Genomic DNA, 25,951 nt, shown 5'->3' with positions numbered 1-25,951 from the left:
TATGTTACGACAATATTTTTCTGCATTACTCTGGGGCTTGGCTGCGTTAACCTTTGCTTTAGCCATTAGTACTCCTAATGGCTATGGTATTCCGACAGGTCTGCTATTTTTAGCCTCGGCTAGTTTGTTCTATTTACGTCCCAAATGGTGCGATTTGTCACTTGAAGATAGGCGCTTATTTTATGCTTTTTTAGCTTTTGGTTTAAGTATGTTTGTCTTCGTTTATCTAGATGGTTGGTATACCCGTGAACTGGATCGACCTTCACGTTTTATCCTTGTGTTACCTGTGTTGCTTATGCTTTTGCAGTCAAGTAACCATAAGGAGTGGTTATGGTATGGAGCGATCGTAGGTGCCATAGGTGCGTTTGCTTTGGCCTGTTACGAAAAATTTGTTTTAGGTATTGATAGGGCACATGGGAGTGAATACCCCATTATGTTTGGTAACACGGGTATGCTGCTCGGCTTGCTGAGTCTAGCTGGAGCCTCGTATTTTTTAGCTATGAAGCGCTATTTTTGGTTGTCGCTGGCATTGATAGCGGCGATCGCCGGGATTGGCAGTTCTTTTTTATCTGGTTCTCGTGGTGGTTGGATCGCTCTGCCGATTATTGGTTGTTTTATGCTTTGGCAAAGTCGCGAACTGTTTTCAAAGAAGTCTTTAGTAGGGGTATTAGTAGCCGCATTTATCCTGCTTGGTGTTGCTGTTGCTGTACCGCAAACAGGTGTGATGAAAAAAGTCGACCAAACCTTGGTTAGCCTTTCTCAATATTATAGTGGTGAAAATAAAGCAACGTCATTAGGTATGCGCTTTGATATGTGGGTTACGGCTTATCACCTCTTTCAGGAGTCTCCAATATTGGGGGTAGGGGAATATGGTGAGAAAGCTGAAAAGAAGCGTATGGTCGAACAGGGGGTGATTCCTCCAGCTATGCTGCACTTTAATCATGCTCACAATGAGTTTATCAATGCCTTGAGTCAGCGAGGTTTAGTCGGTTTGGCATTTTTGTTATTAGTGTATTTGGTTCCTATGCGTCTATTTATTAAGAAAATGGAAGCCAATGCCAACAATTGGCGCATAAAGTCCTATGCTATGGCCGGTGCTTTGATCCCCATGTGCTATATGGACTTTGGCTTATCCCAAGTGATGTTTGCTCACAACATTGGGGTGATGATGTATGCCTTCCCTATTGTCTATTTCTGGGCGGCGACACGTTGGGCAGAGCGTGAAGAGTTGGGGGAAAGTAAGTCGAACTAGTCTCTATTTGATTGCAGTATGTATTTTTTGCTGTGCCTATTTTCTGCAGTGAACATAAAAAACGGCCGATATTGTTATATCGGCCGTTTTTGTTTGTACGGTTAGCTAAGCTTATTCAGCCGCTTCTGCTTTTTCGATTTCATGCAGTTCTACCACAAACTTCAATGGCGAGTTTGGTGGAATAGGGCCTGTGCCGCCAGGGCCGTAAGCAAGGTCTGATGGGATATATAGCTCGTATTTGGAGCCAACAGACATCAATTGTAGACCTTCCGTCCAACCAGGGATTACTTGGTTAAGCGGGAAGGTGATAGACTCACCACGGTTGTACGAGCTATCAAAGACTGTGCCATCAACAAGAGAGCCTTCGTAATCAACTTTTACCGTATCGGTAGCGCTTGGCTTATCACCAGAACCTTCGGTGATGACTTTGTACAATAGGCCAGATTCAGTTTTCATTACGCCATCTTCGGCTTCTTTTTCGCTCAACCAAGCGCTGGATTTTTCGGCTTGTTCTTTGGCAAGTTTTTCTTGCTCTGCTTGAGCCACTGCCGCTTGTTCTTGTTGGTACGCTTGAATGGTGCTTGAAACTTCTTCTAGGGTCATTTGACCTTCTTTACCGGAAAAAGAGTCTTTAAAGCCTGCGATGAAAGTTTCCATGTCGAGGTCAGAAAAGTCTTGAGCCATACGAGAGCCAAACATAGTACCGATGCTGTAGCCTAGTTTCTGTTCTTTGCTGTCTAGAGTGACTGATGAATCGTCCGCGTGCGCAAAAGAAACTGAAGACATTACCAGCGCCGCAATAAGAGTTTTTTTCATAAAAAGCGTTCCATTCGTTTATTGATTTATCATTTGGGCTTTCAAAAAGCACTCGAGATAAGGTTTGATTTCACGATGCTTTAGTAAGCATTTATTAGGATGAAAACAAAGTAGAAACAAGGATATACGTTTTGTACTTTGCTCAATTCAGATCCGTTGATACTGTTCTAACATATTGCGGGTTGTTAATGCCAACTTTATGTTAAAAGCTTATCAAAGCGACCCCTTCACCTGCACACTTTGTTTGAGCTCCAATAGATTGAAAAGTTCAACAAAGTACAAAACGTGAAGTCATGATAGACCCTGTTTTTAGCCATCCGCAAAGGCTTTTACACAATGATGACGCTGTTTATCAAAGGGCATTATTTTGCTGTTAGGGTTTACAAAAAAATGACAGTTGGAGTAGGGGAATGACACAGTTTCCGCCTACGATTGAAGCCGCACCTACAAAGGAATCGTTGTTATTCTGTGATGATCTTTCCGCGGTTGATGACGCGATAGAATCGGGCGATGAGTATCACGGCCAGTAGACTCAGCCCTGCCCCTAGGCCGAGGTAGAATCCACGTAGTGAAAGGGTTTCTGCCCAAGGGCTGTAGTGAGACAACCAGAAGCCAAGCGGCATGCTTAAGCCAAATAGCGAGATGCCAAAGGCAAACATAGTGGCGCGGGTATCACGGACGCCACGAAGAGCACCTGTGTAGATGGTTTGCAGCATATCTGGCAGTTGGTAGCAGGCAGATATGATCAGAATACTGGCGGCTAACGCCACAACCTCTTTGTCACTGCTGTAGATTAAAGGAATCACATCATGAAAGCTTTGCGTGATGACAAAGCAAACTAAGACATAACCAAGGCCAAGTTTGGCGATAATGGCGATGCGTTGTTTCGCCCCTTCAGGTCCTTCTTTCGACATACTTTTTGCGACGACGATAGCGGCCACGGCACTCATGGCCATGAGTGGTGTAAAGAGGAAGGAGATGTAAGACATGACAATTTGCCCCGCACCTAACGCGACATCACCAAATGATGAGATGAGCCAAGTCATAGAGGAAAATAAGCCAATTTCAAAGGCAAAAGCAAACCCAGCAGGTGCGCCAACGTTGAGTAAAATACCGAACTTGTGAGTGTATTTAAGTACTAATCGGGTAAACAAAGGCCGGTTGTTGAAAAAACGGTCGTAAATGAAAAAGAAGAATACCGCTAAATACAAAGACAAGCAGGAAGCAATTGCCGCGCCTTGCGCGCCCATAGCAGGGAAGCCGAGTTTGCCGTAAATCAGTACATAGTTGAAAATGACGTTCAGCACCAAGCCAATGCTCGCCACTAACAAAGGCAAGCCGGGGCGCCCCGCCGCTTCGAACAGATTTTTATAGGATGTCATTAACGCCAGCATAGGTAAAGCTGGAGCGAATAAATACAAGTAATTGATCGTCACCGCTCGGGTTTCGGCTTCTTCCGCCATGAGGCCTGCAAAATACGGCAAAACCGTTACGGTAAGGGTTGATGCGATCAGTCCTAAAATAACAGATAATCCCACCGCTTGAGACATATAAAGATTGACTAGTTTAAGCTGGCGGCCATGTAGGTGGCGCGTAACCAAAGGCGTTAAGCCAAAGGTGACGCCAATGAGGAAACAACCAATAGGCATCCACAGGCTTGATGCTAAGCCAACCGCGGCCAAATGTTGGGCACTGTAATGCCCTAGCATGATGGTATCCACCACGCTGATCGACAGCTCCAGTGTGATGGTTAAGACCATAGGGAATAATAAATGAAGTATTTCTTTTAATGCTCTAAAACGCTTAATCACACCGTACCACCAACAATCCATGAGACTTCGAACAGTCCATTCCAACCTTTAGATTTCACTACTCGACGTGATTTTTATAAATAACGACCTAGAGAAAAAACAAGGCGGTAATTTATCACTACCGCCTGCATAATGCACCACAACTTAGCCATTTTACCATGCTGTCGGAAATGCTTATTTCACATTGCCTTGAGTCGATCAAAGAGCACTTCTGACCTTGCACTGATGGTCGAATCACGACAAAATGCGGCCTTTAATTCTGCCTGTCTAGGATGACTTTCGTACATGACAATTATTGCTACACTTGGGCCTTTATTGCTCGCACTTTTACTGGGTTACTGGATCAACCTAAAGTTTCTAACACCTAATCGAGTCGCCAGCGGTTTGGAAGGCTTGGTGTACGTCATTCTTGGCCTGATCGGTTTCAGTCTTGGGGCATTAGACAACCTTCTCGATAAGCTTCTCATCGCTGGCTATCAAGCCTTCATCTTATTGCTTCTGATCAGTAGCCTTAGTCTAACGGCCTTGTATTTCAGTGGCAGATGTCTAGGTGGTCATCATGCTGGACAAGATGCACAGCAACCTAAAGACAGTGGTGTGAGAGCTTTAATGGATGCCTTAAAAACACTTGTTTGGGTGTTTGGCGGCATTGCTTGTGGTTACCTAGGAAAAGCTTGGGCCAGTCATGTGGATGAGCTTGTTACTGGCCTCTTGTATGTATTGTTATTCTTAGTCGGTTGTCAGCTTCGCCAAGGCAATTATCGACTGCGTAAGTTATTCCTTAATGCGCAAGGGGTGATTATTGCAGCGGTGACGATTTTCACCACGTTATTAGGCGGCTGGTTGGGTAGTCTAATCTTAGGTTTAGACTGGTATCACGGCTTAGCGGTGGTTTCTGGTTTCGGTTGGTATAGCTTGTCTGGTATTTTGATTACAGGACTTGGTGATCCTGTGCTTGGCACCACGGCGTTTTTGCTCGACCTTGGTCGTGAGATTATTGCCTTAAGTCTGATACCACTGCTGGCGCGTATCAATAGTCACATGTCTGTGGGCTATTCTGGCGCCACGGCCATGGACTTTACCTTGCCGATTTTAGGTAAGTTCCATGGGGCGCAGATCATCCCTGTGTGCATCGCCAGCGGTTTTATCATGAGCATCCTTGCGCCGATTTTGATTCCATTGTTTATGGGCGTTGGTAAGTAAGGTTTCCTTGTATCGGCCTTATTTCCCAATTCATTCCACGTCGGCCTGAAGGCCCAGTCCTTTGTAGGTCGGCATTTATGCCGACAACGCCTTGATGAGGCGGCCGATGTTATGCCATTTATACATTCAGCGTCGGCCTGAAGACCGACCTACGGTGTAGGGGGATGCCGACAACGCCTTGATGTTAGGTATTAGGTTTCTCCAGGGCAAGGTAATGCTCTATGTCTTGAATTTTATCTTCTGCGTGGTGGTTCACATACAGCACAGTAGTTTGTGATGCCGCGCAAATCTTCTCGATAAGCGCCAATACTAATTGGCGGTTCATATCATCTAAACCAAGGCAAGGCTCATCAAGAATCAGCAACGGAGGGTGCTTCACCATAGCTCTAGCGATCAGTAATAAGCGCTGGTCACCATAAGACAGTTTATTAAATGGCTGATCGGCACGGTCCGACATGCCCAACAATGTCAGCCATTGGTCGGCGATCTTCTTCTGGCTATCGGTAGATTTAGAATACATGCCAATGCTGTCGTAAAACCCCGAAATGATGACATTCTTACAACTAGTACCGACACGGTATTCCCACTGTAAGGCGGTAGACACATAGCCAATGAACTGCTTAATCTGCCAAATACTTTCGCCCTTGCCCCGCTGAAACCCAAACACAAAAATGTCGTTCACATAACATTGCGGGTGGTCGCCGGTAATCAATGACAAGACGCCCGTTTTGCCTGAGCCATTTGGGCCGCTCAATTGCCAGTGCTGGCCGGGTTGAATTGTCCAATTGAGCTTATCGACAATGACTGTATCGCCGTACTTAATAGTCGCGTTTGTTAATTTCACCAAAGGCTGATCTGGGCCGAGAGTCGGGAGCTTGGCGTGGGCATCCGCTGGCGGCACTTCTAAGTCTGTGGTTTTTAAATGTAGTAGTTGATAAAGCTCATTAAACGCGGCGTCGTCTTGTTTATCGACAGTAAAGGCCAGTTCGGCTTGGTCATCCGCGAGCTTGTTCATAAAAGCAACATGGCTAATAAAGCTTGGCATTTCATCGAATCGGTTCAGTACCAACACCATAGGCGTAGTATCAACAATCGACGCCAAATGTTCTTGTAGCATGGCCAGTGTGCCCGCATCTAAACCATCGAAAGGCTCGTCGAGTATCAACAAATCAGGTTGATTCGCGAGGGCACGAATTAGCATGACCTTGCGGGTTTCTCCTGTTGAAAGCTTTCGAAAGGCGCGATCCAATAAGGGGGTTAAACCAAACTTTTCCACTAAGCTGGTGGCTAGTGCTTTATCTCGACAATAATCGAAAACCATCTCGCTGACAGGCGTACCAATCGCGATGATATCCATAATGTCGGCGTCGTCTTTTTTCAATTCTGCGGCAATCAACTGGGCTTGAGCTTCAAAAGACACAAGCTCAACCTTGTTGGGACGATGCTTAACTTGCCCTTCACTCAGCTCACCAATGCCCGCCAATACAGCTGCCAATGCAGATTTCCCCGAACCATTGGTGCCTGTTATTACCCAATGCTGACCAGCAGCAATGGTCCAATTAATTTTGTTGAGAGTGAATTTATCATCAAAATGAACAGTCGCGTCGTGAAGTGAAATTGCCTTAGCAAGCATAACGAGGTCTCATGGTTAAGGTGAATGTATCTGACATGGTGGAAAATCGCCAAATTGTCAGTGGCGGCTATAACAGGGCCTGTTAACAAAAAGCCAATGGTTATATGGCTTTTAAAGGTGCCTGTCCTACTAAACACGTTCTAAAAAAATCGAGGTGCACTCTTTTAGTGTCCACTCGACAAACAAAAAAGCCAAGGTTCAAAACCTTGGCTTTTGACGTTTATCTTTTAATAAAGATTAAACGATTTTCTTCATGTCAGCCATGTGGCCACGAAGTACGGCACCGATAGCTTCAACTGGGTGAGAGCGTAGCGCAGCGTTTACTTCGATTAGGCGAGCGTTGTCTACGCCATTATCGTCTTCTGCAAGACCTTTACCAATCACGTCAGTTTTGATGCCTTTCATGAAGTCGCCTAGCAATGGAAGACAAGCGTGGTTGTATAGGTAACAACCGTATTCCGCTGTATCAGAGATCGTCGCGTTCATTTCGTAAAGTTTCTTACGAGCGATAGTGTTCGCGATTAGTGGTGTTTCGTGTAGAGACTCGTAGTAAGCAGACTCAGCGATGATGCCCGCAGCTGTCATAGTTTCGAAAGCAAGCTCAACACCGGCTTTAACCATGGCAACCATCAAGATACCGTTATCGAAGAATTCTTGCTCAGAGATTTCGACATCGCCAGCAGGTGTTTTTTCGAAATTAGTTTCAGCCGTTTCTGCACGCCAGCCAAGAAGGTTTTTGTCATCGTTCGCCCAGTCTTCCATCATAACGCGAGAGAAAGTACCGTTGATGATGTCATCTTGGTGCTTGTTGTACAAAGGACGCATGATCACTTTAAGTTCTTCTGCAAGATCAAATGCTTTGATCTTAGCTGGGTTTGAAAGACGATCTAGCATGTTGGTCACGCCGCCGTATTTCAATGCTTCAGTGATGGTTTCCCAACCGTATTGGATAAGTTTAGACGCGTAACCTGCATCAATACCTTCTTCAACCATTTTGTCGAAGCAAAGGATAGAGCCAGTTTGCAACATACCACAAAGGATAGTTTGCTCACCCATAAGGTCAGATTTCACTTCGGCAATGAAAGAAGACATTAGGACACCTGCTTTGTGACCGCCAGTACCTACTGCGTAAGCTTTTGCTAGTGCAAGACCTTCGCCTTTAGGATCGTTGTCTTCGTGAACTGCGATAAGCGTTGGAACACCAAAACCACGAACGTATTCAGCGCGTACTTCAGAACCTGGGCACTTAGGTGCAACCATGATTACGGTTAAGTCTTCGCGAATTTTCATGCCTTCTTCTACGATGTTGAAACCGTGAGAGTAAGATAGGCAAGCGCCTTGCTTCATAAGCGGCATGATTTCTTTAACAACTGGAGTGTGTTGCTTATCAGGTGTTAGGTTCAATACAACGTCAGCGGTTGGGATAAGTTCTTCATAAGTGCCAACAACGAAACCGTTTTCAGTGGCGTTTTTCCAAGACTGACGTTTTTCAGCGATAGCCGCTGCACGTAACGTGTAAGAAACGTCTAGGCCGCTGTCACGAAGGTTCAAACCTTGGTTAAGACCTTGAGCACCACAACCAATAACGACAATTTTTTTGCCTTTAAGCGCATCCACGCCTTCAGAAAATTCGGAGCTATCCATGAAACGACATTTTGCTAGTTGAGCCAATTGCTCACGTAGCGGCAAAGTATTGAAATAGTTATTAGACATTGTTGCACCTATTATTGAGTTCGTTATCAAGTCACCAAAGGGCTTGATCGGTTAATTTGGTTACTTAGCGGTTAGCCGAATAAAGCTGCCTTGCTAAGAATGATGCCACTATAAGCAAATGTATTTCTTTCGTAAATTGATATATTTGCAATATAATATCCCAAATTATGCAACGATGGAGCAGGGTAGAAAATTATGAATATTAAGATGTTAAAGCACTTTTTGGCCTTGGCGGAAAGCCTGCATTTTGGTCGTGCCAGCGAAGAGTGTCATATCAGTATTTCTGCCCTGTCCCGTAACATTCGTCAGTTAGAAGAAGAGCTTGGCGTAACGCTGTTTCATCGGGACAATCGTACTGTTAGCCTGACTCAAGAAGGTCGACGATTTGTGGAATACGCCCGAGACACCAGCACTCAGTGGAATCTTATTCGTCACGAATTGACGGATCACTCGAAAATGCTCAAAGGTGAAATCAGCCTTTATGGCTCGGTGACCGCAAGCTACAGTTTCTTGTATGAATTACTCAGTCAATTCCGTAATACCCATCCAGGCATTGAAATAAAGCTGCGCACGGGCGACCCAGAGCATGCTGTGGCCCATATTCTGGACGGCAAAGAAGACATTACCATTGCCGCTAAGCCCGCAAAAATGAATCGTAACTTGGCGTTTAAACCCATCGCCATTTCGCCTTTGTTATTTATCGGTCCACTAGAACAGCAATTGCCAAATGTGCCCAGCGAAGCACCCTCCAACTCTGATGATTGGGCAAAAATCCCTATGATACTTTCAGAGAGTGGGGTTTCTCGGGATCATGTGGATGAATGGTTTCGACAGCAAAACATTACGCCACGGATCTATGCTCAAGTGACAGGTAATGAAGCCATTGTGAGTATGGTTAGCTTGGGTTTTGGTATTGGTGTAGTGCCGAAAATAGTTTTGGATAACAGCCCGCTGGTGGACAGAATTAAGGTACTAGAAGTGCAGCCTGAATTAGCACCTTATGATATAGGTCTTTTTGCGTTACAGAGAAATCTAAAAAATCCCATGGTGGAAGCTTTTTGGAACCTAATGGGGTAAGTTTTAGTTTTTAAGGTTTATTTTTAAAGGAATGGACAATGAAACACTGGATAGATAAATCGATGTCGCGCTCTATTAGTAGCTTTTCGTTCTTTTTTTTATCGGTGTTATTCATCGTCATTGTCTATTCCGTGGTTAAGCTCGATGAAATCGGCCGCCACATGCGCGAAGTCGTAGAGGTCGATCTGCCGCTGTCGGAAGTGATTGCGGATGCGGAAATGTTGCAACTTAAGCAGCATCTACTAATGGAAGTGATTCGTCGAGAAGGAGTGGAGTTTTTCGAAAATGACGCTTTAAAAAAAGAGTCACTGGATGGGCTAAATGAATACAACGAACATTTTTCTATCCTGCTAGAAAAGGCAAAGGGCACAGTGCAAAAAGGCCTTTCCATGAAACGCTCTGAAGTCAGTGAAGAAGACCATAAAGAATTGCTGTCACTGATTCAAGAGCTGCATCATGATCGCAATCACTTTAATGAACTGGCAAATCATTTCTTTGAACAGGGACATCAGACCTTTATTAATCATTGGCAGGAGTTAGAGCGAAAAGATCAGGAGTTAGACGAACAGGCTTACCAGCTTTTAAAAGATGTGAATCGCTTAACCACCAAGGTGTCTTCAGAAGTAGTGTCGCAAGGCAAAGAGTTTTTAATCGTGAACATGGCGTTGGTAGTGGCCGCCTTTTTTATCGGCATTTATCTGGCCTATAACATATTGCGCATGTTCCGGCACAAAATGGCCCGAGTGCGTAGCCATGTGGACATGTTACAGCGCTCTATTGACGACGATATTGGTAATGACTTGCCGGGTCAGGGTGTCAGCGATAGTTTTACGGATTTAGAACAAGGCTTAAAGAACTTAGTGGTGCAGCATTCAAAGAAAATGCGCGACCACTTCGAACTAGAAAAAGAACTGATTGAGCTCGCCACTCGAGACAAATTAACCGGTGCTTACAATCGACATAAATGGGATGAACAAGCCCATCAATCTTTAAGTTTTGGGAAACGAGGCAACCCTTTTAGCATGGCGATGCTCGACGTCGATTTCTTCAAAAAAATCAATGATAGTCAGGGGCACGACATAGGCGATCTTGTATTACAACAACTGGTTAAGCAAATCCAAGAAACCATCGCTGAAACTGACATGCTGTTTCGACTAGGAGGTGAGGAATTTGTGGTGCTGTTTAAAGGTACACCTGGAGAGCAAGCCAAGCAAAGTGCGGAACGTCTGCGCGAACTGATCGAACAAATGCAACATGACAAACTACCAAATATCACCGTCAGCATCGGAGTGACGGAATACCGAGCGGGTGATGATATAGACAACATTGTAAAGCGTGCCGATACCTTGCTCTATAAAGCGAAGCACGAGGGGCGAAACCAAGTGGTGAGTGGTTAGTCTCAACCCCTCTTTACCAAGACAGGCACCTTTTACGCCTTGTATTCACAAGGCGTTCACTCATCTCTTAGCCTTTTCCCCAAGTTTTTCTATACTTAATCAGTTATCTCATGGAGGAGCCTGATTATGCCTATGCCAAGGAATCAACAAATTTGCTTAGAAGATACGCCTTATTACCATTGCGTCTCACGCTGTGTACGCCATGCTTTTTTATGTGGGGAGAACCCAATAACAGGTGTCAGTTACGAACATCGCCGAGCTTGGGTGGAGAATCGCTTATTGTTTCTAACTAACGTATTTTCGATAGAGATATGTGCCTACGCGGTGATGAGTAATCACCTACATGTGGTTGTGCATGTAGATACAGAAAAGGCCCAGAATTGGTCTACGATGGAAGTTCTCAAGCGTTGGCATAAACTTCATAAAGGGACGACTTTTACTCAACAATACGTAACTGGAGAGCAACTTCCAGAGTATGTTGTTTCGTTAGTCGAAAAAGTGGTAGAAACCTATCGGGAGCGATTAACAAGCATCAGTTGGTTTATGAAGGAGTTGAATGAACCTATTGCTCGTAAAGCCAACGCTGAAGAGAACTGTACTGGGCATTTCTGGGAAGGGCGATTTAAAACTCAAGCCTTATTGGATGAAGCTGCCTTGTTGGCGTGTATGGTTTACGTTGATTTAAACCCAATAAGATCAAATATATGTAAGACTCCTGAAACATCAGACCACACCAGTATTCAGAAAAGGGTGGTCTCTGCCAGAGAGGGGTATCAGTCTAAAGCGTTATATCCTTTTGTTGGAAACACCAAGAATGACATGCCAAAAGGTTTGCCTTTTATGTTGCAGGACTATTTGGACCTTGTAGATTCCACTGGGCGCATTATCAGAGCAGATAAATCTGGCTCGATAGATGTCTCGCTATTACCCATACTGCTAAGACTTAATATATCCACGGAGAACTGGTTGGCTATCGCAAAAGAGTTTGAAGTCAAAACGGGTAGGGTAGTAGGCAAAGAAATGTCTATCCAGGGTTACTGTGAATCTCATCATATGCATCGAAGGCCTAGCAGAAAAAGCGCCAAACTTCTCGCTTAATCAAAACCAAGACCAAAATCTCTTATATTGTGAGCATCGCAAGAGTCATGTGTGTCACCACCTCGCCATCTAAGCCGTTTTATAGGACGAATCTGTAAACAAAAAGCGCTTTCCTCTTCCAAATAAATTCACAAAGTAATTTTTAAAGTTAAAGACACCAACTTACTGTTTATTTATCTGATTTATATAGATGCCTGTCCTAGTTGCAGAGGAGATAGGCTAGAAGTGCCTGTCCTATTTATGAGGGGAGGGTTCTTGTTAAAGGTAATTGTACTGTTAGGTTTTTATTTAACCTTATGATAACAAAGGCTATTTATTGTTATTCAAATTCTCTATGCGTCTTTTGCATAGCCTGTCTCGTTATTTCGATTGGTGATTTCTCTGGGGTTGAGTACTCTTCAAAAACACTGTTTTTACGCATTCTTTGCAAAGTGTCACAGAGTTTGAACGGTTTTCACCCCAAGTGGTCAGTCCCATGCAGGGTGTAAAGCATCTAAAAATGAAGAAGAAATTACTCTTTCTACCACTATTAAATTGATACGAAATTGGAGAACTAGCATGAAAAAAGGGTTAACCGCGTTATCCTTAGCGCTTGTCGCTGCGGGCGCAATGTCAACTTCCGCAAATGCCGCCTCAACGTTAGTATATTGTTCAGAAGGCAGCCCAGAGGGTTTCAACCCGGCTTTTTACACTTCTGGTACAACGTTTGACGCCTCCTCCAAGAACATGTTCAACCGTTTGATGGAATTCAAACTGGGTACGACGGAAACTGAAGCAGGCTTAGCAGAAAGCTACAGCGTGACACCAGACGGTCTAGAGTACACTTTCAATCTACGTAAAGGTGTTAAGTTCCATTCTACGAAAGACTTCAAACCGACTCGTGATTTCAATGCCGACGATGTAGTGTTCACGTTTGCTCGTCAGTGGGACAAAAATCATCCTTACCATTCTGTATCCGGTGGCTCTTATGAGTACTTCAACGGTATGGGCATGGAAAGTCTGATTAAAGACATTGTGAAAGTTGATGACTACACAGTGAAATTTATTCTAACCGCACCAGAAGCGCCATTCGTTGCTAACCTTGCAATGGATTTCGCGTCGATCTTCTCAGCAGAACAAGCTGATTACCTAATGAAGAAAGGTACACCAGAGCAGCTAGATATCAACCCAGTAGGTACTGGTCCTTTCCAAAAAGTGCAGTACCAGAAAGACTCTTTGATCCGCTACACAGCATTTAAAGATTACTGGAAAGGCAAAGCCGCTATTGACCGCCTCGTTTTTGCCATCACGCCTGATGCTTCTGTTCGCTACGCGAAACTAAAAGCTGGTGAGTGTCATGTGATGCCTTATCCAAACCCTGCTGATTTGGCGCAAATGGAAGCAGACGGCGACATTAATCTAATGAGCCAAGAAGGTTTGAACGTAGGTTACCTAGCCTTTAATACGCAGAAAAAACCATTCGATGATGTTCGTGTCCGTCAAGCACTAAGCCTAGCAACCGACAAATCTGCCATCATTGATGCGGTATTCCAAGGTGCTGGTAAAGTCGCTAAGAACCCAATTCCACCAACTATGTGGTCTTACAACAATTCTGTGAAGGATTACTCTTACGATCCTGTGAAAGCGAAACAGTTGTTGAAAGAAGCGGGTTATGAAAACGGTTTCGATACCAACATTTGGGCGATGCCAGTACAGCGTCCATACAACCCGAATGCCCGTCGTATGGCTGAGATCATGCAAGAAGACTGGAAAAAAGTGGGTGTTAACGCTGAGATCGTTTCTTACGAATGGGGTGAATACCTAAACCGTTCTAAGAAAGGTGAGCACGAAACTGTCTTGCTAGGTTGGACCGGTGATAACGGTGACCCAGATAACTTCCTACATGTATTGCTAGGTTGTGATGCGGTTGGCGGATCAAACCGTGCCCAATGGTGTGACGACGAGTTCAATAACTTGTTGATGAGCGCGAAACGTACTTCTGACAAAGCTGAGCGTACTAAGTTGTACGAAGAGTCTCAAGTTGTCTTCAAACGTGAAGCGCCTTGGATCACCGTCGCTCACTCTGTTGTTTACGAGCCAATTCGTAAAGAAGTAGAAGGTTACAAGATCGATCCATTAGGTGGTCATTACTTCTACAATGTCAGCCTAAGCAAGTAAGCCATTTAGTTGGCCAATACACTCAGCCCTATGTGGAATAGAGCTGAGTGTAGACCGAAGCGTACACAGGGTGTGCGCTTCGATCATTCCTAAAGCAAGAGAGCTACTGTGTTATGTTCCAATTTATCTTCCGAAGACTAAGTCTCGTAATACCCACTTTTATCGGTATTACACTACTGACTTTTACCCTTATTCGATTAATTCCAGGTGACCCAATTGAAGTCATGGCAGGAGAGCGCGGTGTTAGCGCTGAGCGTCATGCAGAGTTGAGTGCGCAGTTGGGGTTCGATCAACCTTTATATGTACAATATTTTCGCTATGTTGGTGGCGTACTCCAAGGCGATCTTGGTAACTCCTTGATCACCAAAGAGCCGGTACTAAGCGAGTTTTTAACGCTTTTCCCCGCGACGATTGAGTTGGCCGTATGTGCAGCGATTTTTGCCATTTTAATTGGCTTACCCGCCGGTATTTTTGCCGCGGTGAAACGCGGTACGATTCTCGATCACTCGGTGATGACCTTTTCCTTAACCGGTTATTCCATGCCCATTTTCTGGTGGGCCTTGCTCCTCATGCTCGTGTTTTCAGTCACCTTAGGCTGGACGCCGGTATCTGGGCGTATCGATGTAGTGTTCTGGATCGATGATGTGACCGGATTTATGCTGGTGGACTCATTGCTTTCTGACGAAGAGGGAGCTTTTAGTTCAGCGGTCTCTCATTTGATTTTACCGAGTATTGTGTTGGGCACCATTCCTATGGCGGTGATTGCCCGTATGACACGCTCTTCCATGCTCGAAGTGCTGAGTGAAGATTACATACGTACCGCCCGCTCGAAAGGCATAGCGCCATGGCGAGTCATTGTTATTCATGCTCTGCGTAATGCCCTTATTCCGGTTATTACTGTGATTGGTTTGCAAGTGGGTATCTTGTTATCTGGTGCGATTCTTACTGAAACCGTGTTTGCTTGGCCGGGTATAGGTAAGTGGTTGATCGAATCCATTGGCCGTCGGGATTACCCGGTAGTGCAAGGGGGGATCTTAATAGTAGCGACCATTATCATCGTCGTGAATCTACTAGTCGACATCGCTTACGGTGTTGTAAACCCTCGTATTCGCCACAGTCGCTAAGGAGACGGTATGACCACTCAAACATTAACGGCGCCAGCGCCAAGAACGCCGTTGCAAGAATTTTGGCACTATTTTAGTAGTAATAAGGGCGCCGTCGCGGGTCTTTTCTTTATCTGTATCATTTGTTTTATGGCGCTTTTTGCCGATTGGGTCGCCCCCCATTCGCCATCCGATCAAGTACGTGATGCTCTGTTGTTACCTCCTGCTTGGCTAGAGGGCGGCAATTGGGCCTATGTATTGGGCACCGACGATGTCGGTCGTGATATTTTATCGCGCCTTATTCACGGCGCGCGTTTGTCTCTATCCGTTGGCTTAGTTGCCGTCACGGCTTCTCTAGGCATGGGGATCTTATTGGGCTTGTTAGCAGGCTTTTGTAAGGGCGTGGTAGACACCATCATCATGCGTATTGTCGACATCATGCTGGCCATGCCAAGTTTGTTGTTGGCCATCGCCATTGTGGCGGTATTAGGGCCTAGTATTGTCAATGCGGCGTTAGCGATTTCCATTGTCTCCTTGCCTCATTATGTGCGTTTAACCCGAGCTGCCACCATGGCGGAAATGTCACGAGACTATGTGACCTCTTCGCGAGTAATCGGCGCAGGCCCTTTACGCTTAATGTTTATTTGTATTCTGCCTAACTGTCTTGCACCTTTAATCGTGCAGGCAACCTTAGGTTTCTCCAGTGCCATTTTAGACATGGCCGCGTTGGGCTTCTTAGGCCTAGGTGCACAACCACCCACTCCAGAGTGGGGCAGTATGCTAGCCAATGCCTTGCAATTTGTGCAACGTGCTTGGTGGGTTGTGACCTTCCCAGGACTGATGATCTTGATCACAGTACTGGCCTTTAACCTCATGGGTGACGGTTTACGCGATGCCCTTGACCCTAAGCTGAAGCACTAGGAGCGAACATGTCATTATTAAAATTGGAGAATCTTTCCGTCAGCTTCGGTAACTTCCGCGCGGTAGACAACATTAGCTACCAAGTGGACGAAGGGGAAGTGTTAGGTATTGTCGGAGAATCGGGCTCAGGTAAAAGTGTGAGCTCTTTGTCTGTAATGGGGTTGATTGACTACCCTGGTAAAGTGAGCGCAGATAAACTGTCTTTTGATGGCCAAGATTTACTGTCGATGCCAGAGACACAGCGCCGTAAACTCACCGGCTCTGAAATTGCAATGATCTTCCAGGACCCGATGACAAGTTTAAATCCTTGTTTTACGGTGGGTTATCAGATCATAGAAGCCCTTAAAACCCACCAAGGTGGCAGTAAAAAAGAGCTGCGTCAGCGCGCTATTGATCTCCTGACGCAAGTGGGCATTCCAGCCCCTGAAACCCGTTTGTCGGCGTACCCACACCAGTTATCGGGTGGTATGAGCCAAAGGGTGATGATCGCCATCGCTATTGCTTGTAACCCGCGCTTGTTGATTGCCGATGAGCCAACCACAGCATTGGATGTGACCATTCAAGCGCAGATCATTGATTTGCTCATCGATCTGCAACGCACCAAAAAAATGGGCTTGGTATTAATTACCCATGATTTAGCACTGGTGGCAGAAGTGGCGCAACGGGTTATCGTGATGTACGCCGGACAGATCGTCGAGTCTGGTCCAGCGAGCGAAGTCTTTAGCCAACCTAAACACCCATATACCCAAGCCTTACTGGCTTCGTTGCCAGAATCGGCGGCGGGCAAATCACGTTTAGACGCCTTGTCTGGTGTCGTGCCGGGTATGTACGATAGACCGCAAGGTTGTTTACTTAGCCCGCGTTGCCCTTACGCGACAGAGCATTGTCATAATGTTGCACCGGAAAACCAAGGCCCTATTGGTCGTCAGGTAAAATGTCACACGCCCTTGGATGAAATGGGGAGACCAGCCGCATGAGTCAGTCAAATCTAATATTAAAAGCGGAAAATCTAAAACAACACTACCAAGTGAAACAAGGTTTGTTTAAACCTGATGCGGTGGTGAAAGCCGTAGATGGGGTGAGCTTCACCCTAGAAAAAGGCAAAACCCTTGCAGTCGTTGGGGAGTCTGGTTGTGGTAAATCGACCCTAGGTCGTATGCTTACCATGATTGAAACACCCACAGAAGGTCGACTCGCCTGTGAGGGTGAAGACTTACTAACTTTAACCAAGGCGGCTCAGCAGACTCTGCGTCAAAAGATCCAGATTATCTTCCAGAACCCTTATGGCTCGTTGAATCCACGTAAAAAGGTTGGCGATATTTTAGAAGAACCTTTGGTGATTAATAGCCCTCTGAACAAAGCGGAGCGTAAACGTAAAGCCTTGGCGATGATGGAAAAAGTGGGTCTAAAAACCGAACATTATGATCGCTACCCGCACATGTTTTCGGGTGGTCAGCGCCAGCGTATCGCGATCGCTCGTGGTCTTATGTTGGACCCTCAAGTGATTGTTGCTGATGAACCTGTGTCCGCTCTAGATGTGTCCGTGCAAGCTCAGGTACTGAACTTGATGATGGATCTGCAAAATGAGTTCGGCCTCAGCTATGTGTTTATCTCCCATGACTTGTCCGTGGTAGAGCACATAGCCGACGATGTGATGGTAATGTATCTAGGGAAAGTCGTTGAACAGGGCAGCGCTAAGCAACTGTTTGAAACACCGCGCCATCCTTATACACAAGCCTTGTTGTCGAGCACACCACAATTGTCACCAGACAAACGCCGTAAGCGCATTAAGTTGGAAGGTGAGTTACCCTCACCGCTGAATCCACCTTCAGGCTGTGCTTTTCATGGACGTTGCCAGTATGCCAATGAGCGCTGTAAGCAAGAAACACCTGTGCTACGCAGTGAAGAGAATGGGCAATTGATAGCGTGTCATGGTGTCGAAGAGGGCCGTATTGAAGCCTTAGTCGCCGGCGCCGCTTAGGTTCGCAGTTGCTTTCTTGTGACACAAAATAAGGCGTCCCACACGGACGCCTTTTTCGTTCGGTGTGTTTTTTGCTTGAGGCTGTTAAGATGAAAATTTATCTATCCGATGAGCAAGTAAAGTTTTAAGCGGTGGTAGAGTCAAAGAGCGACTGAAAAGAGTGGATCTTTTGCAGGCAGTCGCAGTTTTGTAGAAAGGGCAGTTCATTATGTTGCGTTATTTCACCTTGTTAATGTGTTTGTGCTGGTTGGTGCCTAGTCAGGCGGCGACAGGGCAAACTTTGCGTCTTGCGTTAGACGCCGACCCAGTGTCTTTAGACCCCCACGAACAGTTGTCGGAAGGGGCTTTACAGTATTCACATATGGTTTTTGATCCCTTAGTGCGCTGGAACAAAGCAGGGCAGATCGAACCGCGTTTGGCACAAAGTTGGCAAATTTTGGACGCTCGTACTTGGCGCTTGCAGCTGCGTGAAGGCGTGAAATTTCACTCTGGTAATGATTTCACTGCCGACGATGTGGCTTATACCATTGCCCGTTTACAAGGCTCTACGGATTTTAAGGCGCTGTTTGGGGTGATTGATCAGGTCACGGTGGAAAGTCCTTATAGTATTAGGATTCATACTCGCCATTCCTATCCATTAATACTCAATATTTTGGCCTTTGTGTTTCCGATCGACAGTGAGTACTACCAAGGTCGTGATGAAATTACCAAGTTTGGTCGCTCATTTGCCTCTGCGAACACGTCAGGTACAGGACCTTTTAGGGTGACCGAGCGCCTTCCTGGGCAAAAGCTTACTCTCACCCGTAACCCAAATTATTGGGATCCATACTCCCCGGGTAATATTGATCAACTGGAATGGATTCCCATTCGCTCCGATTCAACACGCTTAGCGGCACTGATGACAGGTGATGTAGACGTGATCGCCTCGCTCTCGCCCATAGATATACAACGTTTAAAACGCAGACCAGACTTCCACCTCGCTTCTTTAATAAGTAGCCGTATTATTATGCTGCAGTTAAATCAGTCGCGCCGCAAAGAACTGCAAGACTGGCGAGTGAGGCGAGCCATCAACCTTGCTATTAACCAAGAATTGATCGTTGAGAAAATTTTACGAGGTTATGGGGAAGCCGCAGGGCAAGTCAGTGCCAGCCAGTTTTTAGGCCATGTGGATGCTCTTATGCCAGAATACGATTTAGCCGAGGCCAAACGTTTAATGGCGGAAGCGGGTTACCAAGACGGTTTCAGCTTGAGCTTTATGGCGCCAAATAACCGTTACATGAGTGACGAGCAAATCGCTCAAGCCGTGGTTGGTATGCTGGATAAAATTAATATTAAAGTGGCGCTTAAAACCTTACCTAAGGCACAGTATTTCCAGCAATTTGATGAACGCGCAGCCGACGTTATGATGCTGGGCTGGCAGTCAGATACACTGGACTCTAATAATATTTTTGAATTTCTATTTGCTTGCCAAAACTCGACTACTGGACGAGGTGTCTACAATGCCAATGGCTATTGTAACCCGCAGGTGGACGACGACATAGATGCCGCTAATCGAGAAATGAACCCTGAACGCCGTATTCGAATATTACAGCGAGTTGAACGCAAAATTCAGCAAGATGCGGTCATCGTACCACTACATTGGCAAGCCATTGTGTGGGCCTCAGACACCCAAGTGGATATCGATCCCGTATTGAATTTCCAAAACTTTCCTTATCTTGGTGATCTAGTGCGTCATCCAGAAGCAGGGGCTCAATAATCATGCTGAGTTTTTTTGCCCGCCGTTTAGTTCAAGGCATATTAGTCTTGTTGACCATTAGCTTGGTGAGTTTTGTCGTACAGGGCAAATTGGGCGATCCAACTCAGCAATTGGCTGGACAAAGTGTTACCCCAACGGAACGTGCTGAGTTAAGACAAAGCCTCGGTCTAGATGATCCACTATTAATGCAATATGGGCGATTTGTTAAAAATGCTTTGCAAGGAGACTTTGGTGAATCGTACTACTATAAACAGCCAACGTTGACTGTGATACTGGATAATATGCCGGCCACGGTCGAGTTGGCATTCTGTGCGCTGTTACTGGTGCTGCTGATTTCGACCCCATCTGGTATGTTTGCCGCCATTCATCCCAAGCACCCCATTAGCAAGGTGATTTTGTTTGTCAGTACTCTTGGTTTATCTGTGCCTATTTTTATTGTCGCTATCTTCTTAGTGTATTTTTTATCGGTAGAATGGCAATGGTTACCGAGCTTTGGGCGTGGCGAAACTCAGCAAGTGTTTGGTTTTTGGCGTTCGGGTTTAGTGACTCAAGATGGTTTAGCCCATCTGTTATTACCCAGTGTCTCCCTCGCTTTTGTACTGACCCCCGTTTTTGTACGTTTAATACGCGCCGAGATGATCGACGTTTTACAAAGTGATTATGTACGCTTTGCGTGGGCGAAAGGGATTTCAGCGCCTCGAATTTATTTTGTTCATGCCTTGAAAAACACCATGCTTCCAGTCATCACTGTAGGGGGAATACAAGCTGGGACCTTGGTCGCTTACACCATGATTACCGAGACTATTTTCCAATGGCCTGGCATGGGCTATATGTTTATGGATGCCGTGACGCGTGTTGACGCGCCGTTAATCTCCGCTTACCTCATGGTGGTAGGAGCTATTTTTGTGATCACCAATACCTTAGTCGATTTGGTCTATGGGTTGATTAATCCAAGGGTTCGAATTTCGGGGTACAGTATATGACACCAAGGCCTACAACATCCTTGCCGACCAGCCGCTTTCGCCACATTGGTTATGCCTTGCTCGGTGATAAATTTGCCCTGTTTGCTCTGCTTATTCTTGGCTTTTATTGTCTGATTTCAGTGTTAGCCCCTTTGTTGTCCCCCTACGACATTAACGATTCCGCCTTTCTAGACCTGCTTAATGCGGAAATTGCTCCTTACTGGGTGGATGGGGACAGTCGTTTCTGGCTAGGCACAGATGCCCAAGGCCGTGACCTATTAACCGTAATTTTACACGGCACACGATTGTCTCTCACCATAGGTGTGATGGCGGTGTTGCTACAGGTGGTGATCGGGGTTTGTGTGGGCTTGCTGGCTGGCTATTTGGGTGGCCGCGTGGATAATTTCTTGATGCGTTGTGCCGATATTCAGTTGTCTTTTTCTACTATGATGGTGGCGATTATTGCCCTTGCGGTGTTTCAAGCCATGTTTGGACATGTGGCCTACCAAGAGTTAGCCATGCTCATGCTGATCCTGGTAATAGGTTTGGCGGAATGGCCAATCTTTGCCCGAACGATTCGCGCCAGTGTATTGGCCGAGCGGGAAAAAGAATACGTAGATGCCGCGCGCATTATTGGTGTCAGCAAAACGCGTATCATGTTTCGTCACATATTCCCTAATACGGTTTCTCCAGTACTGGTGATCCTTTCTGTACAAATTGCCAACGCCATTGTCGCTGAAGCCGCGTTATCCTTTTTAGGTTTAGGAATGCCGCCGACTCAACCATCTTTAGGGGCATTGATCTCTTCAGGCTTTGAATATTTATTCGCTGGAAGCTGGTGGATAAGTGTGTTTCCAAGTGTCACTTTGATTGTACTGATTTTCGTAATGAACCTATTGGGTGACTGGTTAAGGGATCACTTGAATCCTCAGTTAGGAGGGCAACGATGAGCCTGCTAACGGTACGCAATTTAAACGTGAATTTTGCCCAACGCCAGCAACCTATTGCTGCTTTGCTTGATATTAATTTCTCAATAGAACCGGGTGAACGACTTGCGATTGTGGGGGAGTCTGGGGCTGGCAAATCCTTATTAGGAGCCGCCATAACTCAGCTACTACCTAAGCCAGGTTACATTGCTTCCGGCTCGGTCACTTTGCGCGGCAAAGAGCTAACACAGATGTCAGCAAAGCAATGGCAAGAAGTGCGTGGTCAGCGTATCGCGATGATCTTTCAAGACCCCATGATGACGCTAAACCCTGTGCTGAGCATTGGTGCTCAAATGGTGGAAGCGATTCGTAGTCATACCCGTATTGGTTATAAAGACGCCCGCAAAATGGCCATAGACAAGCTTGCTCAAGTGCGCATTGCTTCCCCGAGCCAAAGGTTTGAACAATACCCTCATGAGTTATCGGGAGGCATGCGCCAACGGGTGATCATCGCTATTGTGTTGTTATTACGCCCAGAGCTGATCATCGCCGACGAACCCACCACCGCGCTGGATGTGACCATTCAAGCGGAAATTTTACAGCTGCTAAAAGAAGTTTGTGAAAGTCATGGTGTGGCCTTAATTTTCATTAGTCACGACTTTGGCGTGGTTGCTCGGATCAGTGAGCGTACCTTGGTTATGTACGCGGGAAAAATTGTCGAACAAGGTGCTACCCTAGAAATCATTAATGATCCGCAACACCCTTATACCCAAGGTTTACTCAATGCTTTGCCGCAAATGGCCTTGCCTGGACAAAGACTTAATCAAATCACTGGCAATATGCCGAGTCCGAATGAGCGCCCCAGCGGCTGCGCTTTTCACCCTAGATGTCGCTATGCCACCGAGCGTTGCGCCCAAGAAACTCCAAACTTCATCAATACCGATGTGTCCATTGCTGCTTGTATCTTGTTAGAAGAATTGGTCAGTCATGAGGAAGAGCCTGATGCCTGAACTCATACGCATTAAAAACCTAAGCAAAGCTTTTCCTGTTCGAGGTGATTGGTTCAAACCTTGGCGCTCGAAAAAACAGCAGTTGAAACAAGGCGTGCATGCACTTAATGGTATTGATATTAGCCTACAACAAGGGGAAACCTTGTGTATTGTGGGGGAAACGGGCTGTGGTAAATCGACCTTGGCACGGGTGCTAGTGGGCTTAGAAACCCCTGATCAGGGCGAAGTTTGGTACGGTGGCGAAGAGATAAGCCGATTGAATGATCGTCAGCGCATGAAGTTTCGCAAACGAATGCAGATGGTGTTTCAAAACCCTTATGCTTCGCTGAATCCGAGAATGACGGTGTATCAAATACTACAAGAAGCGGTAGCGTTACATCACCCAGAGCTAAATCATGAAGGACAAGATCAACACATTCGCCAGCAGCTAGAGTCAGTAGGTTTAGATCAAACCGCAGAAGATCGCTTCCCTCATGAGTTTTCAGGTGGTCAGCGCCAGCGTATTTCATTAGCACGGGCATTGTCCGTGGGGCCTGAGTTAATCATTGCAGATGAACCCTTAGCGGCTTTAGATGTGTCGGTGCAGGCACAAGTGTTGAACCTAATGATGGATAAACAGGCTGAGCATAACCTGACCTATTTGTTCATTACCCATGACCTTTCTGTGGTGGAGCATTTTGCCAGCCGCGTGGCAGTGATGTACCTAGGGCGGATTTGTGAAATTGCCGATCGTGCAACGCTATTTTCAGCCCCTAAACACCCTTATACCCAAGCCTTGTTGGCTTCTATGCCGCGGCTGGATAACCTTGATGAAACTCCGATTCCTCTGCAAGGGGAAGTGCCTACGGTTTATGAAGACATTGAAGGTTGTAGCTTTTGTCGCCGTTGTCCCCATGCCACTCAGCGCTGTTTTGAGCAGATTCCAGTGGCCTTAAACCTCGAAGATGGCAGCCAAGTGGCTTGCCATGCCATAGAGGAGGGTCGCGTATGGAAATAAGGTGGTTAGAAGATTTTATTGCCCTAGCCCGCACTCGTCATTTCTCGCGCGCGGCGGATGAGCAAAATGTTACCCAGCCGACGTTTAGTCGTAGGATTAAGCTGCTCGAAGAAGAAATGAAAGTCACCTTGGTGGATCGTAACACCTTGCCTTTGTCGCTTACGCCAGCGGGGGAGATCTTTCTGCAAAGTGCCGAATTGATTGCCCGCCAATTGCGGGAAACCAAAGCGCGTTGCTTACAGATTAAAGAAGATGAGCAATCACAGATTCGCTTTGTCACCACCCAAAGTTTGTTCTTGGGCTATTACCGAGATGTGATTGCGCCTTTGTGTGACGAGCTTGGGGTCGAACTGGACACGAACATGAAATCTAGCGCTTGGTCTGGTGGCGATTTTATTCATGCCATGACCTCCAATGAAAGCGACTTGATGATGTGTTTCTGGCATCCGGCCATGCATTTCTTAAATGACTTAGACGACAGTCAGTTTGAGTTCATCACCCTTTCTAGGGAAGTTCTGATTCCGTGCTCTGGGGTGAATAATTTCGGCCACCCCATACACACTCTGCCGGGTAACCGTAAGCAGCCTTTGCCTTACATTAGTTATGATGAAACCGCTTTTATGGCGCCGGCTATTCAGCATCATTTACAACGCCAACCTGAATTAGCGCACTTGCAAGTCTTAACCAGTAATCTGCATTCTGCCAGTATCAAAGCCATGGTGAAGGAAGGTTATGGTATTGGCTGGTTGCCGGAACGTCTGGTGAAGGAGTCCATCACCTTCAATAAAATTGCGGTAGCAGGCGAAAGTATGTGGCATGTTCCCTTGGATATTCGTTTGTATCGTGCCCGTGATAACACCAATCCACACCTGCTGAAATTTTGGCAGAATGTCCGCACCGCACTGGCGCGCCAGGGGTAATAAAATTATCTCTGGTGCGACTCCGGTTTACGTTGCTTGTCACCTAGGGAAGTGTTAAAGATGAGCCTTAGAATACGGCGTAAAAACCGTCTTCATGTTTTCTATCTACTCATCACTTATCGGTGCCTAAACACCGGTAAGAAGGGGCTCTATGAAGATCTTTAGTTGTCAAAAATGTCAGCAAACCTTGTTGTTTGAAAATACGCTATGTGAACAATGCGGCTCGCAACTAGGTTTTATTCCAGACTTAATCACGCTCAGTGCGCTGGAGCCTACAGAGACAGGTTTTCGAGCCTTAGCAGACGCTAGTGGACGAGAGTGGCGTTACTGCGATAACCATAAACATAATGTTTGTAATTGGTTACTGGAAGGCGCAGAAGGTGACTTGTGCATGGCCTGTGAAATGAATCGCCATATCCCCAACTTGGGGCGTATTGAACAACACCAAGCTTGGCAACAGTTAGAGTTTGCTAAACATCAATTAGTGTACTCTTTGTTGCAACTTAATTTACCCATCATTAGCAAACAAGAGGACCCAGAAGACGGGTTGTCGTTTGACTTTATATCGGAAGAAAACGTTGTTCCAGAAGATGCTCAAGCCACCACTGGTCATGCTTTGGGGCAAGTAACCATCAACGCCGCAGAAGCAAAGGCATCAGATCGTGAAGAAATGCGTGAGAACATGCAGGAGTCTTACCGGACACTGATAGGTCATTTTCGTCATGAAGTGGGTCATTACTATTGGGACCAATTAGTGGCCACCGATGAAGTCACTTTGGCAAGTTACCGGGCCTTGTTTGGTGATGAACGTGCAAATTACGGTGAGTCCCTTGAAAAGCACTATGAGACCCCTTTAGAAAACTGGCAGGACTCTTTTGTGAGTGTCTATGCCTCTTCACATCCGTGGGAGGATTGGGCGGAAACTTGGGCGCACTATCTGCATATTGTCGACACCTTGGAGACCGCCAGCCAGTTTGGTTTTAGTTTATCGCCCCTTGAACCGCAACAAAGCCAATTAGCGGTGATGGTCAATATTAACCCATATCGACATAGTAATTTCGAGGATATGCTGGCCCAGTATCTACCCTTAACCTTTGCGGTGAACATGCTTAACAGAAGCATGGGGCAGCCAGATTTATACCCATTCGTTTTGGTGCCAGCAGTAAGAGAAAAATTGAGTTTTATTCACGAGCTTTTAGCGCAAGAGTGGTAATCCTT

Annotated in this window: 21 protein-coding genes; 17 read left to right on the top strand and 4 right to left on the bottom strand. The window is 46.0% G+C overall.

The genetic code is table 11. The annotated features are described in order from the left end of the window. Position 1: 1 nt before the first annotated feature. Positions 2-1,252, top strand: a complete 1,251-nt coding sequence (locus ABJF92_RS13690; protein ID WP_446816344.1) for an O-antigen ligase family protein — start codon at positions 2-4, stop codon at positions 1,250-1,252. A gap of 111 nt (positions 1,253-1,363) precedes the next feature. Here the strand turns inward: ABJF92_RS13690 and ABJF92_RS13685 are convergent, their stop codons facing one another. After that, positions 1,364-2,068, bottom strand: coding sequence for an FKBP-type peptidyl-prolyl cis-trans isomerase (locus ABJF92_RS13685; protein ID WP_446816343.1), 705 nt, complete (start codon positions 2,066-2,068; stop codon positions 1,364-1,366). Positions 2,069-2,529: 461 nt separating this feature from the next. Further along, entirely contained in the window at positions 2,530-3,900 is a 1,371-nt protein-coding gene (locus ABJF92_RS13680) for an MATE family efflux transporter (RefSeq protein WP_446816342.1), read from the bottom strand. A gap of 264 nt (positions 3,901-4,164) precedes the next feature. On the opposite strand from ABJF92_RS13680, the gene ABJF92_RS13675 reads away from it, so the two are divergent. After that, positions 4,165-5,082: a lysine exporter LysO family protein gene (locus ABJF92_RS13675; protein WP_446816341.1), complete on the top strand. Its 918-nt coding sequence runs from the start codon at positions 4,165-4,167 to the stop codon at positions 5,080-5,082. A gap of 184 nt (positions 5,083-5,266) precedes the next feature. On the opposite strand, the gene modF is transcribed toward ABJF92_RS13675, so the two are convergent. Together modF and ilvC are read right to left on the bottom strand one after the other, a co-directional pair. Beyond that, the gene (modF, locus tag ABJF92_RS13670; RefSeq protein ID WP_446816340.1) at positions 5,267-6,715 is read right to left on the bottom strand and encodes a molybdate ABC transporter ATP-binding protein ModF; all 1,449 of its coding nucleotides are present in this window, start codon (positions 6,713-6,715) and stop codon (positions 5,267-5,269) included. A 237-nt stretch (positions 6,716-6,952) separates the two neighbouring features. Continuing rightward, the gene (gene ilvC, locus ABJF92_RS13665) at positions 6,953-8,428 is read right to left on the bottom strand and encodes a ketol-acid reductoisomerase (RefSeq protein ID WP_446816339.1); all 1,476 of its coding nucleotides are present in this window, start codon (positions 8,426-8,428) and stop codon (positions 6,953-6,955) included. 195 nt (positions 8,429-8,623) lie between these two features. On the opposite strand from ilvC, the gene ilvY reads away from it, so the two are divergent. The 15 genes from ilvY to ABJF92_RS13590 all read left to right on the top strand — a co-directional run bounded on the left by ilvY (position 8,624) and on the right by ABJF92_RS13590 (position 25,946). Next, on the top strand, positions 8,624-9,505 hold the full coding sequence (gene ilvY / locus ABJF92_RS13660; RefSeq protein ID WP_446816338.1) for an HTH-type transcriptional activator IlvY: 882 nt from the start codon (positions 8,624-8,626) through the stop codon (positions 9,503-9,505). 38 nt (positions 9,506-9,543) lie between these two features. Next, complete coding sequence (locus ABJF92_RS13655) at positions 9,544-10,902, top strand: diguanylate cyclase (RefSeq protein ID WP_446816337.1); 1,359 nt, start codon at positions 9,544-9,546, stop codon at positions 10,900-10,902. Between the two features lie 126 nt (positions 10,903-11,028). Beyond that, on the top strand, positions 11,029-12,000 hold the full coding sequence (locus ABJF92_RS13650; protein WP_446816336.1) for a transposase: 972 nt from the start codon (positions 11,029-11,031) through the stop codon (positions 11,998-12,000). A 558-nt stretch (positions 12,001-12,558) separates the two neighbouring features. Continuing rightward, a complete protein-coding gene (locus tag ABJF92_RS13645) occupies positions 12,559-14,157 on the top strand; it encodes an ABC transporter substrate-binding protein (protein ID WP_446816335.1) in 1,599 nt (532 codons plus the stop codon). Positions 14,158-14,270: 113 nt separating this feature from the next. After that, complete coding sequence (locus tag ABJF92_RS13640) at positions 14,271-15,281, top strand: ABC transporter permease subunit (protein WP_446816334.1); 1,011 nt, start codon at positions 14,271-14,273, stop codon at positions 15,279-15,281. A 9-nt stretch (positions 15,282-15,290) separates the two neighbouring features. Beyond that, complete coding sequence (gene dppC, locus ABJF92_RS13635) at positions 15,291-16,181, top strand: dipeptide ABC transporter permease DppC (protein WP_446816333.1); 891 nt, start codon at positions 15,291-15,293, stop codon at positions 16,179-16,181. 8 nt (positions 16,182-16,189) lie between these two features. After that, positions 16,190-17,158: a dipeptide ABC transporter ATP-binding protein gene (gene dppD / locus ABJF92_RS13630; protein WP_446816332.1), complete on the top strand. Its 969-nt coding sequence runs from the start codon at positions 16,190-16,192 to the stop codon at positions 17,156-17,158. Further along, complete coding sequence (locus ABJF92_RS13625; protein ID WP_446816331.1) at positions 17,155-18,162, top strand: peptide ABC transporter ATP-binding protein; 1,008 nt, start codon at positions 17,155-17,157, stop codon at positions 18,160-18,162. The genes dppD and ABJF92_RS13625 overlap by 4 nt, the downstream gene beginning before the upstream one ends. Before the next feature lie 208 nt (positions 18,163-18,370). Next, the gene (locus ABJF92_RS13620) at positions 18,371-19,918 is read left to right on the top strand and encodes an ABC transporter substrate-binding protein (RefSeq protein ID WP_446816330.1); all 1,548 of its coding nucleotides are present in this window, start codon (positions 18,371-18,373) and stop codon (positions 19,916-19,918) included. Positions 19,919-19,920: 2 nt separating this feature from the next. Continuing rightward, the gene (locus ABJF92_RS13615) at positions 19,921-20,901 is read left to right on the top strand and encodes an ABC transporter permease (RefSeq protein WP_446816329.1); all 981 of its coding nucleotides are present in this window, start codon (positions 19,921-19,923) and stop codon (positions 20,899-20,901) included. Further along, positions 20,898-21,830: an ABC transporter permease gene (locus tag ABJF92_RS13610; protein WP_446816328.1), complete on the top strand. Its 933-nt coding sequence runs from the start codon at positions 20,898-20,900 to the stop codon at positions 21,828-21,830. Before ABJF92_RS13615 ends, ABJF92_RS13610 begins: the two co-directional genes overlap by 4 nt. Further along, positions 21,827-22,816, top strand: coding sequence for an ABC transporter ATP-binding protein (locus ABJF92_RS13605; protein WP_446816327.1), 990 nt, complete (start codon positions 21,827-21,829; stop codon positions 22,814-22,816). The genes ABJF92_RS13610 and ABJF92_RS13605 overlap by 4 nt, the downstream gene beginning before the upstream one ends. Continuing rightward, complete coding sequence (locus tag ABJF92_RS13600; protein ID WP_446816326.1) at positions 22,809-23,813, top strand: ABC transporter ATP-binding protein; 1,005 nt, start codon at positions 22,809-22,811, stop codon at positions 23,811-23,813. The genes ABJF92_RS13605 and ABJF92_RS13600 overlap by 8 nt, the downstream gene beginning before the upstream one ends. Further along, positions 23,804-24,733 carry a LysR family transcriptional regulator gene (locus ABJF92_RS13595; protein ID WP_446816325.1) on the top strand — a complete coding sequence of 310 codons (930 nt, stop codon included), beginning with the start codon at positions 23,804-23,806 and terminating at the stop codon, positions 24,731-24,733. The genes ABJF92_RS13600 and ABJF92_RS13595 overlap by 10 nt, the downstream gene beginning before the upstream one ends. Before the next feature lie 151 nt (positions 24,734-24,884). Then, positions 24,885-25,946, top strand: a complete 1,062-nt coding sequence (locus ABJF92_RS13590) for a zinc-binding metallopeptidase family protein (protein WP_446816324.1) — start codon at positions 24,885-24,887, stop codon at positions 25,944-25,946. Positions 25,947-25,951 lie beyond the last annotated feature (5 nt).

This window comes from Marinomonas sp. (assembly GCF_039940335.1).
Taxonomy (GTDB): domain Bacteria; phylum Pseudomonadota; class Gammaproteobacteria; order Pseudomonadales; family Marinomonadaceae; genus Marinomonas.
This window is presented reverse-complemented; position numbering and strand designations above follow the sequence as displayed.